Source organism: Spirosoma spitsbergense DSM 19989 (assembly GCF_000374085.1).
GTDB classification, from domain to species: domain Bacteria; phylum Bacteroidota; class Bacteroidia; order Cytophagales; family Spirosomataceae; genus Spirosoma; species Spirosoma spitsbergense.
In genome coordinates this window covers 18,719-32,365 of the sequence record NZ_KB893466.1, presented here as the reverse complement: position 1 = coordinate 32,365, position 13,647 = coordinate 18,719, and the positions used below count along the sequence as shown (strand labels likewise).

11 protein-coding genes are annotated in these 13,647 nt (G+C 53.9%); 4 read left to right on the top strand and 7 right to left on the bottom strand.

The features are described from left to right. Positions 1–131 precede the first annotated feature (131 nt). The 5 genes from B157_RS34865 to B157_RS0109430 all read right to left on the bottom strand — a co-directional run bounded on the left by B157_RS34865 (position 132) and on the right by B157_RS0109430 (position 8,102). Positions 132–1,625: a putative Ig domain-containing protein gene (locus B157_RS34865; protein ID WP_020603098.1), complete on the bottom strand. Its 1,494-nt coding sequence runs from the start codon at positions 1,623–1,625 to the stop codon at positions 132–134. Positions 1,626–1,908: 283 nt separating this feature from the next. Continuing rightward, complete coding sequence (locus B157_RS0109445; protein WP_245565051.1) at positions 1,909–3,081, bottom strand: acyltransferase family protein; 1,173 nt, start codon at positions 3,079–3,081, stop codon at positions 1,909–1,911. Between the two features lie 88 nt (positions 3,082–3,169). Beyond that, positions 3,170–5,713 (bottom strand): family 20 glycosylhydrolase, encoded by a 2,544-nt coding sequence (locus B157_RS0109440; protein WP_020603096.1) that lies wholly within the window; start codon positions 5,711–5,713, stop codon positions 3,170–3,172. 52 nt (positions 5,714–5,765) lie between these two features. After that, positions 5,766–7,499 carry a GMC oxidoreductase gene (locus B157_RS0109435; RefSeq protein ID WP_020603095.1) on the bottom strand — a complete coding sequence of 578 codons (1,734 nt, stop codon included), beginning with the start codon at positions 7,497–7,499 and terminating at the stop codon, positions 5,766–5,768. A gap of 33 nt (positions 7,500–7,532) precedes the next feature. Continuing rightward, positions 7,533–8,102 carry a gluconate 2-dehydrogenase subunit 3 family protein gene (locus tag B157_RS0109430; RefSeq protein ID WP_020603094.1) on the bottom strand — a complete coding sequence of 190 codons (570 nt, stop codon included), beginning with the start codon at positions 8,100–8,102 and terminating at the stop codon, positions 7,533–7,535. 247 nt (positions 8,103–8,349) lie between these two features. Between B157_RS0109430 and B157_RS0109425 the strand changes: the two genes are divergently transcribed. From B157_RS0109425 to B157_RS0109415, 3 genes are read left to right on the top strand one after another with little or no spacing between them, the layout of a single operon-like run. Then, the gene (locus tag B157_RS0109425) at positions 8,350–9,111 is read left to right on the top strand and encodes an HpcH/HpaI aldolase family protein (protein ID WP_020603093.1); all 762 of its coding nucleotides are present in this window, start codon (positions 8,350–8,352) and stop codon (positions 9,109–9,111) included. 6 nt (positions 9,112–9,117) lie between these two features. Then, a complete protein-coding gene (locus B157_RS0109420) occupies positions 9,118–10,419 on the top strand; it encodes an McrC family protein (protein ID WP_020603092.1) in 1,302 nt (433 codons plus the stop codon). Between the two features lie 4 nt (positions 10,420–10,423). Then, positions 10,424–11,740 (top strand): gluconate:H+ symporter, encoded by a 1,317-nt coding sequence (locus tag B157_RS0109415; RefSeq protein ID WP_020603091.1) that lies wholly within the window; start codon positions 10,424–10,426, stop codon positions 11,738–11,740. 19 nt (positions 11,741–11,759) lie between these two features. Here the strand turns inward: B157_RS0109415 and B157_RS0109410 are convergent, their stop codons facing one another. Both B157_RS0109410 and B157_RS37370 read right to left on the bottom strand, forming a co-directional pair. Next, positions 11,760–12,488 (bottom strand): SDR family oxidoreductase, encoded by a 729-nt coding sequence (locus tag B157_RS0109410; RefSeq protein ID WP_020603090.1) that lies wholly within the window; start codon positions 12,486–12,488, stop codon positions 11,760–11,762. An 86-nt stretch (positions 12,489–12,574) separates the two neighbouring features. Next, positions 12,575–12,823, bottom strand: coding sequence for a GDCCVxC domain-containing (seleno)protein (locus B157_RS37370; RefSeq protein ID WP_084761787.1), 249 nt, complete (start codon positions 12,821–12,823; stop codon positions 12,575–12,577). A gap of 100 nt (positions 12,824–12,923) precedes the next feature. On the opposite strand from B157_RS37370, the gene B157_RS0109405 reads away from it, so the two are divergent. After that, positions 12,924–13,589 carry an SGNH/GDSL hydrolase family protein gene (locus B157_RS0109405; RefSeq protein ID WP_020603089.1) on the top strand — a complete coding sequence of 222 codons (666 nt, stop codon included), beginning with the start codon at positions 12,924–12,926 and terminating at the stop codon, positions 13,587–13,589. The last annotated feature ends 58 nt before the right edge of the window (positions 13,590–13,647 follow it).

Here is a 13,647-nt window from a genome sequence, read left to right as displayed (position 1 = left end):
GGATGTTTTTAGCGGGTGGATGGGTAGCTTTCTTTACTAACCAGCAAATAGGGAGTCGGCAAAAAATAACCGGGCCAGGAAATCCTGGCCCGGTTAGTATAATCATTCTTTCTGATAGCAGATGAATCAGACTATTCCGCTTTAATCACCTTGACGGTTTGCGACTGTGTTGAGGTATTAGCCCGTAGAATCAGCACACCCGATGGCAGATGATGCACACGGAACTCAACCCGCTCCGAAGCAGTAGCCTTTTCTACAGCCTGCTGACCGACAATCCGGCCCTGACCGTCAGTCAGCGTCAGATTCAGCGAACTACCGGTCGCTCCTGTGACGGCTACTTCCAGCACTTGACGTACCGGGTTGCCCAGCACCTGAAGCTGCAAGCCCGAAACCGGCTCCCCGCTCACCCGCGCACCCGGCGCACCCGGCGCACAGGCCGCCAGCCAGTTGTAAGCAAAACTGCTGCTCACTCCGCTCTGTACCGCACTCAGGGTGATCGTCGGGTTATCGGTGTACAACCGGAGCGTGTAAGGACCCGGATTGGTCGTCGGCAGTAGCTCATTGACCACCGAGAAACTCACCGGACTGCCGTCTACACCCGCGTAACGGGGTGTGAACGTGACACTCCGTACGCCCGACGAGATCACCCCACAATTCACCGTCGTCACGCCCGTGATGCTGAACGTACCCGTGGGCGGAGGAGTACCACCCGCCGGATTCACCGTGATGCTGAAACTGGTACTGGCCGACAGACTGCCCGGATCAGTCGCCGTGACGGTCACATTGCTCACACCCGACATCGAAGGCGTACCCGAGATGGTCGAAGGAGCCGTGAAACTCAGACCCGCGGGCAGACTCGAAACCGCCAGCGTCAACTGGTTGGGCGTCTCGGCATCGGTAAACACATTGGCCAGCGAGAGCGTGTAAGCCACGCCCACCGTAGCCGACTGGGGCGACACTGGATTGGCCACCGTGGGCGGGGTGTTGGCCGTCGTGCTGCTGCAAACCGCCAGCCAGTTGTAGGCAAAGCTGCTGCTGATACCACTCTGCACCGCCTGGAGCGTCACCACCGAATTATCAGTGTACAGGTCCAGGGTGTAAGGACCCGGATTGGTCGTCGGCAGCAGCTCATTGACCACCGAGAAACTCACCGGACTGCCGTTCAGGCCCGCGTACCGGGGATTGAAGGTCAGTCTCCGCTGACCCGCCGAGAGCACTTCGCAACTAATAGTCTGAACGCTGGTGATGCTGAAGGCACCCGTTGGTGGGGGGGGCGTACCCGCTGCCGGACTCACCGTGATGGTGAAGCTGGTGCTGGCCGACAGGCTACCCGGATCGGTGGCCGTGACGGTCACATTGCTCACCCCACTCATCGACGGCGTACCCGAGATAGTCGAGGGAGCCACGAAGTTCAGCCCCGCGGGCAGCCCCGTTACCGACAATACCAGGGCATTAGGCGTCTCGGCATCGGTGAACACATTGGCCAGCGAGAGCGTGTAACCGATGTTAACCGTAGCCGACTGGGGCGAAACCGGATTAGCCACCGTTGGCGGGGTATTGGCCGTTGAGGAACTACAGGCCGCCAGCCAGTTGTAGGCAAAGCTACTGGAAGCTCCACTCTGCACCGCCTGAAGCGTAATGACCGAATTATCNTTCAGTCTGTGCTTTTGTCAAGTTAGAGGGCTTAAAACTTGCTGAATCAACGAATCAGTTCGCCTTGAAAGGTCGACTGTATATCAAAGCCATTCAGGCAGCTTTAGCTGAACTCCGGTTTCTCCAACAAAAGAATCTCTTGTTAAACATTGACCCTGCGTAACTTCAGTAAATAAATAACGTAAATAAATAACGTCCAGCCAAAATATGCAGTACAATAGCGAACCGAAGCCGTCATTCGACTTTTTATTGCTGTTATACCCGCACGTAAATCCTGCGCCGGTCGAGGAGCCAGCCTACGCTCCAGCAAAACAGCATAAACGTAAGCGCGAATAGCAGCGAACCAAACGCCCCCGGCACGAGTCCCTGAAAAACGTGAATGCCAATCCAGTCAAACGCGCTTTGGCCACCGCCCGCCGGAACCATGTACAGGATGATGACCACCAGTTCCGACAGCAGGTAAATGAACAGCGGATTCTTGCCGGGAATGACAAAAAACTGCGGCCAGTTGGCGCGTTTCCAGTTTCGGATTTCGATACCGTACATCAGGCTGGCCAAAATGACCAAATCAAGGCCCGTTGTCACCAGCACGAATGAACTGGTCCACAGCTTTTTGTTGATGGGAAACACCATGTTCCAGCAAAGGGCCAGGAAAATCAGCGCGGCCCCGGCCAATAGTAATTTGGCTACACTCTCGTAGTTTTTGCCCGCCCGCTGCACATACTGCCCGGCGTAATAGCCAATAATAACGTTGACAATGGCGGGCAGCGTACTCAGCAGTCTTTCCGGGTCAAACGCTACGCCCTCACCATGATACAAATGAGCATCGCCCACCAGAAAGCGGTCGAGCCGCAGGACGGCGTTGCCCGTCAGACTCAGCGGGTCGCTGGGGTCGCCCCAGCCCAGTGAAATCAGCCAGTAACCTACTAAAAAACCGATACTTAACCAGATAACCGTTCGGGTGGAGAAGAAATAGACCAGCAGCGACGCGAGGCCGTAGCACACGCCAATCCGCTGCAAAACGCCCCAGACGCGGGTTTCGCTGATGGGGAATCCTGTCACGTTACCGGCTTCATCGAGCCGGAAAAATGGAAACCAGTACATCAGGTAGCCGAGCAGGAAAATCAGGGCCGTTCGTTTGGCAATTTTGGTGAGCACCGCTCCGGTTCCCAACGCGCTGTATTTTTTCATGGCAAAACTCATGGCGTTGCCCACCGCAAATAGAAACGACGGAAACACCAGGTCTGTAGGGGTAAAGCCGTGCCATTTGGCGTGTAGCAACGGGGCAAAAGGCACGGCCCCGCTGCCGGGCGTGTTCACCACAATCATAAAACAAACCGTCAGCCCCCGGAACACGTCCAGCGATAGAAAGCGGTTGCCGGTATCGGCCAGCATGGGGCGGGTTTGGGAGCTTGCGGAATTTTCCATGGTTTGAGGATGAATGGATAATGTCTAATGAAAGAGATAGAAAGGTAGCGGCTAATTCATTATCCATTGTACATTATCCATTATTCATTCATTGTATCGTCACCGTTTGCCCTGACCGGCCGGTTTTGTTGAACACTTTTAGTTTGATAGTGCCCGTGGCGGCAATCGGCTCTGTATACATCGGGCTGGATGCCGTGGGTTCGGTGCCGTCCGTTGTATAGCGGATGGTCATGCCGGGGAGCTGCACATTAGCCGCCAGTTTGCCCGATACGATTTTAGCGCCCGCCGTGGGAATGCGGTATTGAAAGCCACCCGCGTAGGTATCCAGCCGGGGTAACTCCCGTTCCGATAACGTATGGATAAATTCAGACCAGGCCCGAGTGTATAGCTGGTCGCTCTGGGCCGTGTTGGTCCCGGTAGCCCAGGCGGGGTCTTTGGCCCACGCCCGTTCGGCTACGGATAGTAGCTTGGGTAACAGTTTGTACTCCAGTTGGTCGGGACTCAAAATCTTTTCTGACCAGAGTGGGGCTTCGATGCCCACGATATTTGCCCGGCCCGCTGCCGTTAGCGGTTCCCGACTTTTGATAACCGAAGGCGGAAAGAGTTTGCCGGTCTTGTCATCCTTAAAGTTTCGCAGGTAATCGTACGGAATGAAATAAAACGGCTTGTCGATGTCCACGTAGCCACCCCAATACTGACCGGGCTCTTCTGACGAAGTATTGTACGCCAAATCCAGATACAGGTGCGTAACAGGCGTCAGAATAACTTTATAGCCCGCGTTGGCAAGGCGGTAGGCGAGGTCCTCCGCCCCGGACCCCGGACTATTTTGCCAGACGTTCACGTGAAAATTCTTACCGGCAAATACCGGGTTCGGTACCCATATCGACCGACCGTTTTTTACGGCTCTTGTCAGCCCGATTTCTTCCCATCCTGACAAATACAAACCACGGCTTTTGAGTGCCTTGTCCAGTTTGCCGAAGTAATACTCCCATAAATCCTGCGTCGTTTTGATGGCTGCGTTCTGAGCCATCAGCCGCTGTGCGGAGGGTGACTTTTGCCATACGCCTTTCGGTACTTCATCGCCCCCGTAATGGATCGTGTTCAGGGGCGCACCTGCTTCGGTATACATAGCCCGTAAATCATCGGCCACGCGCTCCATGAAGGCATAAACCGACGGCAGCGACACGTCGATCACGTTATCATTCCACCCCTGTACCGACCGGTAGACGGATTGGTCGGTCAGGTCGCGGAGCAGATACCGTTCGGCCTCGGCTTTGTTGCCCATTTTCATTAACCGCTCGTAGCGGGCATCCATAGCCCGCAGGGCGGCACGGGCGTGGCCGGGTGACTCAATTTCAGGAATTACGTTGATGTGCCGTTCGTGAGCGTACCGGAGGATTTCCACAAAATCGGCTTTGCTGTAAAAACCGGTGCCAGACGTGTTATCGGCGGATGGACCAGAGCCGTAGGACGATACGATGCTCTCTTTTTGATTGGCCGAGTACGCCCGTTTGCCACCTACGGTAGTTAGTTCGGGCAGGGAGGGCATTTCTACCCGCCAGCCTTCATCATCGCTGAAGTGCAGGTGCAGGGTGTTGAATTTGTACAGTGCCAGCAGATCCAGCACTTTCAATACTTCCGATTTGGGCTGAAAATTCCGGGCTACGTCCATCATGAAGGCGCGGTACGGAAACCGGGGTGCATCGTTAACGACTAAACCCGGCAGACTTACCGACCCCGATTTTACCGCACCCGGCGGCATCAGCGTTTGCAGCGACTGAATGCCGTAGAACAAACCCGCCCCCTCCGAAGCAGTTAGTGTAATACCAGTCTGATTGATCTGTAGCTCATACCCTTCCGGAGCAATACCGGCTTTTTTACGGAGCGAAATACTTTTGCCCGAAGCCTGCGTACGGATGGCAGGCTTTGTGCCTACTACCGTTGCCAGTGCGTTAGCCAGCACTTCTGATTCGGCGGTAAAGGCTTTGTCCGCTACAATAACGACCTGCTTATCCAGCACAAAGGATTGTCCCGTTTCCTGATACGAAACGGGCGTTGGAAAAATCCTCGTCACTTTATCCGCCTGAATTGACTGAATCGTGGCATTCTGATCGTAGATTTTTTCGGCCAGTTGCTGGTCGGCTTTGTCAAACTGATTTCCTTTGTTCACCGTCAGCCCTACCGGAAAAGCTTCCTCCAAATTGCTGTCGAACACCAGGTAAAACCCAATCGGGAAGTCGGTAATGTTCCGAATGTGCCGGTCCTGAATGGTTATCGTTTCCGACTGTCCGGGCGCTATCGCCTTAAACGCCGGGCCGGGTTTGAGCGAATAAAAATCACCATTTACCGGCGTCACCTGGGCCACGTTCGAATCGGTACTGGTTGCGGACCCGCTATTGAAGTACATCGTCCAGCCGCTGGCAGGCAGGGAATTATTGCCCGTATTGGTAAGCGTCAGGGCCAGTCGCGAGCGGCCGGTATTGTCGGCCAGTGCCAGGTTGATGGTCAGGGGTTTGATGGTAGCTTTTGTTGGTGATGTACCCGTTGCCGCGTTGGTATCCGCCTTATTCTGGGCGCAACTGGCGAACGATAACAGGTTCAGGAATAACAGACCGGTGAACGGAATCTTCATAGAGAACGAAAAAGAGATGGGTAATAGAATTTTCTGGAATAAGTGAAAGGGCCTACAGAGTCCCCCTCTTCAATTCCTCAACCGCATGGTTAGCGGCCCGCGCCGTGATCGCCATGAACGTAAGCGACGGATTCTGAGTCGAGGTAGAGGTCATACAGGCCCCATCGGTCACGAACACGTTTTTACAGGTATGCAGTTGATTCCACTTGTTGAGCAGTGACGTTTTAGGGTCTTTCCCCATCCGTACTCCACCCATTTCGTGAATATCCAGGCCCGGTGCCTTATCGGGTTTGTCGTGGGTCTGGATATTGATAAATCCGGCCCCGGTGAGCATTTCGGTCATCTGTTCGTGAAAGTCCACAATCATCTTCTCATCATTATCATCGTACCCCACCGATATGTTCAACTGCGGAATGCCCCAGGCATCTTTCAGGGTCTTATCCAGCCTCACGTAGTTGGTTTCTTTGGGAATGGTTTCGCCCATCATGTGAGAACCTACCCGCCAGTTGCCGTATTGGGGCTGCATCAGATTCGCTTTCAAATCCGCACCCATACCGGCCATGTCGACATGCGTCATACGGCTACCGCTGAAACCAGCTGCGTAGCCGCGCAAAAACCGGGACGCCGGACCGCTCGTTTCCTGTTTTTGTACGTTGCGAAACCGGGGAATGTAGCTGCCGTTTGGCCGGATGCCATCGGTCGTTTTGTCCAGGAATCCTTCGTATTCTGCCGAAATCGTGGTGCGGAAATTATGGAACGCTACGTACTTACCTAGCAGGCCGTTGTCGTTACCCAGTCCGCGCGGAAACCGCGTCGAGATGGAGTTCAGCAGAATCAGGTTGCTGTTCAGGCAGGCTGCGTTAACAAAAATGATGCGGGCGTAGTACTCGGTCATCTGGCTGGTATGCGCGTCAATGACCCGCACGCCCGTCGCTTTATTTTTCTTCTCGTCGAAAATAATCGAATGCACCACCGAATCGGGCTGTAGGGTCATTTTGCCGGTTTTGGCGGCCCAGGGCAGTGTGCTGGAATTACTACTGAAATACCCGCCGTAGGGGCAACCCCGCTGGCACAGGTCGCGGTTCTGGCACTGGGCTCGGCCTTGCTGGTAGTGAATCGGCTGGGGTTTGGTCAGGTGCGCACAACGCCCGATGATAACAGGCCGCTGCCCATTGTACCGCTTTGCCATCTGCTCGGAGAAGTGTTTCTCCACGCAGGACTGCTCGTGCGGGGGCAGGAACTCACCGTCGGGTAGTTGAGCCAGACCATCTTTGTTGCCTGATATACCGGCAAATTTCTCTACGTAGCTGTACCAGGGTGCTATATCGGCATAACCAATGGGCCACTCCACGGCAAACCCGTCGCGGGCGGGCCCGTCAAAATCGAACTGCGACCAGCGTTGGGTTCCCCGCGCCCACATCAGCGATTTACCCCCTACCTGATACCCCCGAATCCAGTCGAAGGGCTTTTCCTGTACGTAGGGATGTTCGGCATCTTTAACGAAAAAGTGCTTTGCATCCTCCCGATTGGCGTAACAGCGACTGGCAATGGGGTTGGCATCGCGGTACTCTTTGGACAGCTGACCAGCATGCGCAAACTCCCAGGGCGGCATCATCGTGGTCGGGTAATCCGTAATGTGTTTTACGTCGCGGCCCCGCTCCAGTACGAGGGTGCGTAATCCTTTGCCGGTCAACTCTTTGGCCGCCCAGCCGCCACTGATGCCGGAACCGATAACGATGGCATCGAACGTACGGTCTTTAACGGAATCTATGTTTAAATAAGCCATGTATTCAGAAGATAAAAAAAGGATAAATGAAAACTACCGACTGCCTTTAAGGGCCACTTCAGGAACCTCCACGCAGCCGTGGTAATAGCCCGGAGCCATAACGTACTTTTTTACGTTCACCAGGTAATACTCGGAGTTGGTATACCCCTGAATGGTAAGTCCTTTCACCAGGTCGACGAAGGCTTTGCCAACCGGGTCGGTATTGGTGGTCAGGGCGGTCAGGATGGCCAGCCGTTGCTGGGTGGTGCAGTTCACGAACGACTGGCCCGCCGTTTGCTGCGCCGTCGATTCAGTTAGGGCCAACCCCTGTTGCAGGACCGTTTGAGCAGGTGGGCCGTAGCAATCCTGAATCATCCGCATGGCAAACTGGTGAACACCAAGTGATTTTGCGCCGGGCGATCCCACGCCGGGCGATCCCACGCCGGGCATAGTGGTTTGCGGGATGAACGTCTCCACGATTTCGGCCAGCAGGGCTTCTTCGGCGAGGGGGAGGGTAGAAGCGGATTTCAGGGAGTCGGCCGTCCAGCCGGATGCCCAGGCCGGCAGACTCATCAGACCGCCGAAGGTTACGGCCAGGCCTTGTAATACAGTTCTTCGTTGCATAAGAATGGAGCAAATAAATCCTGCCCTTGGGTACGGCAGGTATAGTACTGAACAGATTCTTCCTAAGAAACGGTCAACGGCATCGCAACATTATACTACTGCTTACATAGTATTCCCCTGCGTTACCGTAGCGTAAATTACGTAATTTTAGCCTCAATTTGCTCATAATCCCACGCAAGCCCACTGGGTTATAAACGGAGGATGATTCGCTTACTACTCAGTTTGACATCTGCTTTATTTTCTTTACATGAAACAAAATATCGTTAAAACCCGGCTCAAAAACAGCCAGCCCGTGCTGGGCGTTTTGTCTAACAGTACTGACCCCACCGTTGCCGAACTCTGTGGCCTGTCGGGCCTTGATTTTTACATGATCGATGGCGAACATAGCCCCGTCACTACCGCTCAGGTGCAGGACATTGTGCGGGCCTGCGACGTGGCTGGTATTACCCCCCTGGCCCGCGTTCGGAGCAACGACGCCAAACTCATTTTACAGTTTCTGGATGCCGGGGTTATGGGGATTATGATGCCGGGTGTGCGGACGGTGGCCGAGGCCGAAGCACTGGTAAAAGCCGTGAAATACCCACCCCTGGGCGAACGTGGCTTCGGACCGGTACGGGCCAATGATTATCTGCTGGGAAGCATGAATCAGGGCGAAGCCGTTGTATTTGCCAACGAACAAACGCTGGTATTACCCCAGATCGAAGATACCGAAGCCATTGCTAATCTCGACGATTTATTACAGGTTGAAGGCGTCGATGGTTTCGTAATTGGGCCGCGTGACCTGGCCATGAGTATGGGTTACTACGACGGACCCGGCCACGATGAGGTAAAACGGACCATTGCGGGCGTTGTCGAAAAAATCAGAAAAGCCGGTCTCATTGCAGGCACGACAGCTGCCACCGGCGATCAGGCCAGAGCGTTGATTGACCGGGGTGTGCTGTTCTGCCTGAACTCCTTCGCTGGTTTGCTCAAATCAGCTGCCGGTGATTTCATGAAAGGAAGGAGTTAGTAGCCTATGATTACCACCCTGTCTGTACAGGAAAACAGCGCCATCGGTTCTGATAAACAGTGGACCGAGCCACCCTTTGGCGGTTTACGTGTACCCGATTCCGTTTTTCAGCTACTGCGGCAGTTTGCCTTCGACAATGAACAGGCCGATGGGCTACTCGCCTTTTCGGTGCAAAAGGGACGGGAACTGGTTAAACTGCGAAATTACGTCGGGCTACTGCCGCTGACCAATCGGACACAGCTTGAAATTCTGCCCAAAGCAGGGCAACCGGATGAGGCTCGTCCCGTATTGCTCAACATGGTACGGTATCTGCGCCAAAGCCCTTTTCGAATGCTCCCGGCAGCCTACACGCAGGCTAGTCGATTACCCTTGTGGGAAACCTTTATCACCACTTTTCTGGATTCGGTGGCACCACTGGTGCAGCAGGGAATCCAGCGGGCCTACGTAACGGTTGAGGGCAATGAGCGATTCTGGAAAGGAAAATTTCAGTACGTCCGGCAGCAGCGGGAGAATGCCTGGCATGCCGAACGACTGGCTGTTCGGTATGAACGCCTGACCGCTGATGTAGCCGCCAACCGTATCCTGAAAACAACGCTGACGTACCTTGCCAGCGCAACCGCGAACCCGCGTATCCAGCATCGTATCAGCCAATTGGCCTGGGCTATGGATGACGTACCCCTATCCGATTCAATACCGGACGATTTGCGGATTGTACGCCGGTCGAGTCAGTTGTTCAGGCGGTATGAGCAGGCACTCCACTGGGCCGAAGCGCTGTTGCACGGGCGGGGTTTTGGCATCAGAACGGGACCGTCGCCAAGCATGGCATTGCTTTTTCCGATGGAACGGGTTTTTGAGAATTACGTGGCCCATGGCATCAAGGCATACTGGCCCGATGCCGATGACGTGCGCGTCCAGGAATCATCGGCGCATCTGGTGGATGAACACGTAGGTACGCCTAAGTTTCGGCTTCGGCCCGATATCGTGATCCGGCATAGCGACCGGACGCTGGTATTCGATACAAAATGGAAAACCATCCGGGGGCGTGAGTTGGGTACCGGGGCAGACCCCGGCACATACGGCATCGAACAGGCCGATCTGTATCAGTTATACGCCTACGGCAAAAAATACGCTGCCAGTGATCTGTTTCTGATTTACCCCGCCAACGAAACCTTCCGTCAGCCACTGGCTGTGTTTGATTACGATGCCACCACCCGATTGCACGTTGTGCCCTTTGATGTGACCAATTCGCTGGCGCATGAAGTAGAAAGGCTGACGAGGTACGCTTTAACGTTCCAAACACTTCCGTAACCTCATGCCCCTTATTCTAACCTTAATCGGTATTCTGGTCCTTGTTGTCCTGGTTGCTTTTGTCCATCTCGATACCTTTATCTCATTTGTGATCGTTGCCCTTGGCATTGGTCTGGCAGCAGGCATGAACGTAGTGGATGTTGGTAAATCAATCCAGATTGGAATTGGTGGCACCCTCGGTGAGTTAGTACTGATTATTGGCTTTGGTGCCATGCTGGGTCGGTTAGTGGCCGAAAGCGGAGCTGCCCGACGCATTACCAATGTACTAATTGGCTGGTTTGGTATCAAGAATATACGCTGGGGGCTGGCCGTAGCGGGCTTCGTAATCGGTATTCCTTTGTTCTATAATGCAGGATTCATCATCGTTGTCCCGCTGATTTTCACCATTGCGGCCTCGTCCGGACTTCCCTTAATGTCGGTAGCCGTGCCGATGCTGGCATCCCTGTCCGTAGCGCACGGCTACCTGCCTCCGCATCCGTCGCCATCAGCCGTGGCTGGTCAGCTCAACGCCAACATCGGCCAAACGCTGATTTATGGTATCATTGTGGCTATTCCGGCTATCGTTATTGCCGGGCCGCTGTTTGGCCGAACGCTCACGAAGGTAAAGGCTACACCCAACAAGGAGTTGTTTAACATTCGCGAAGTCCCCGATCATGATTTGCCGGGTGCGGGTATCAGTTTCTTCGTCGCCTTACTGCCCGTGCTGCTGCTAACAACATTCGGCCCACTGAAAAGTGTTATGCCCGACGAGTCTTTCCTCAAAACGGTCGTTACCCTGCTGGCCGAGCCATATATCGGCATGCTCCTGTCGGTGCTGATCGCTATTTATGCGTTGGGCATCCGGCAGGGGCAAAACCTGAAAGCGATCACGAAAGACCTGGAAGAAGCCGTTAAAGCCATCGCCCCGATTTTGCTGGTCATTGCCGGTGCCGGTGCGCTGAAGCAGGTATTCAGCGACAGTGGCACCAGCACATATATCGGTAGTCTACTCGCCGATGCTGCCATACCCCCCCTGCTGCTGGCCTGGGGTATTGCCGCCTTCATCCGGGTTTGCGTGGGGTCGGCAACGGTAGCGGGTCTGACAACGGTGGGCATCATTTTGCCCCTGATTCAGTCGCAGGCGATTAAACCCGAACTGATGGTGCTGGCTATTGGCTCCGGTAGCCTTATGTTCTCCCACATCAACGACGGGGGGTTCTGGCTGTTCAAAGAGTACTTTAACCTGACCATCGGGCAAACCATTCGAACCTGGTCCGTAATGGAAACCATCGTATCCGTTGTCGGACTGATTGGTGTGCTACTGCTGAATATGGTCGTGTAGCCGGTAACTCCCTTTCTTATCAGGATGCTCCGTTCATTCGGGCGAAGGCGTTTTTTAAATCCTCCGCTCCGGCTTTTGCCATCGCTTCGCTAAATCCAAAGGTTATTTCAGTTTTGCCGGCTTTCAACTGCTCAAATACGGTGGCAATAAAATCGGCCACGGGGGGAGCCGCGTCGTGTAACCCCTTGCCACCCAGATCCGTGTTCAGGGCGGGTGGAATCAGTTCGATAACCTCAATGTTTCTGGGCTCCAGCAATTGCCGCAATGATAGCGTAAAGGAGTGGAAAAACGCTTTGGTAGCTGAGTAAACGGGCACTTTAGTGAGGGGAACGAAGGATAGGCCGGACGTTACGTTAAGAATGGTCGTTAGCGACGGTAACTGGGTGAACAGGGCCGTCAGGTGAAGCGGAGCCTGTACATTAACGGCCAGTTCGGTTTGTGCCCGGTCAAAAAAATCAGTGTCCGTCACGGTCATCCACTGCTGAATCCCGGCATTGTTAACCAGCACATTGAGGTCGGGATGTTCTTCTACGATCCAATTAAACAACGCTTCGCGCTCAGACGCTTCCGCCAAATCACAAACACGCGTAATCACCGATGGGTACCTGTCGGTCAGGTCCTGTAGTACCGATTCGCGTCGGCCACAAACCAGCACCGTGTTGTTTTCCTGTAGAAAGCGTTCTGTCAGGCCCAGGCCAATACCGGATGCCCCCCCGGTTATCAGCATTTTATTGTTCGAAATGTTCATGGTTAATTGTGTCGGCCCATTTTTGAGCAGGATGGTTAAAGTAGTACAAAAAGGACGGGTAAAAGTTTGAACAGGCTACGCTGGTTTTACGAACAGCAGCTCGTTCCGGCCTGTATAGGTGGACAGGCTACCGTGCCGTAACTGCAATACACGCAGCAATGACCGGGCAATGGTTTTAGGATTGCCTGACACTGGTGGCACTCGTAAAAATAAACGCAGGCATCTATCGGCATGAGGTCATCTTGCTGATAGCCACAACGGGGGCAGGTTATGCGTGAGTTGAGGATAACCGTCTTACCCTGGTAGATCCCGTACGTGTTATGAATTTCGTTCATGCTGTTTGGCAGAATAAGAGTAATATCAGCACGCTGTTATCCTAATGGTAAAAGTAACCTTTTACTCAGTAACCACCACCCTCTGACTGCTTTTAGCGATATGACTCAAATTTCTCGTTTTCTCCTTGTGCTGTTAACAGCCGGTTTGCTTGCCATGAGCGCGGCAAAACCAACCCGTGTCATCTTCTTTGGTGACTCCATTACCCAGGCGGGTGTGAATCCTGGTGGCTACATCGACCGCCTGAAAAAAATGATGCCTTCCGATCAGTACGAACTGATTGGTGCCGGTATCGGCGGTAACAAAATCTACGATTTATTCCTGCGAATGGACGATGACGTGCTGGCCAAACAGCCCGATGTAGTGGTTATCTGGGTAGGAGTGAATGATGTGTGGCACAAAGCCACATCGGGCACGGGTACAGACCCCGATAAGTTCGTAAAGTTTTACGAAGCCGTTGTGAAAAAACTACAGGCGGCTAACATCCGCGTGGTGCTTTGCACGCCCGCGGCCATTGGCGAAAAAACAGATATGACTAATCAGCAGGATGGTGACCTGAACCAGTATAGCCAGTTTATCCGGGATATTGCCAAACGGCAAAACCTCCCCCTGGTCGACCTGCGTAAAGCGTTTCAGGCGTACGATCTTCAACATAATACGGACAACAAGGATCGGGGTACTCTAACCACCGACCGGGTTCACCTGAACGATACAGGCAACCAGTTTGTAGCCGAGCAGATGCAGCAGGTACTGATGGCGGGGAAATAGATCCATTACCTTTAAAACCAGAAACGACCTGCTTCAACAAGCAGGTCGTTTCTGGTTT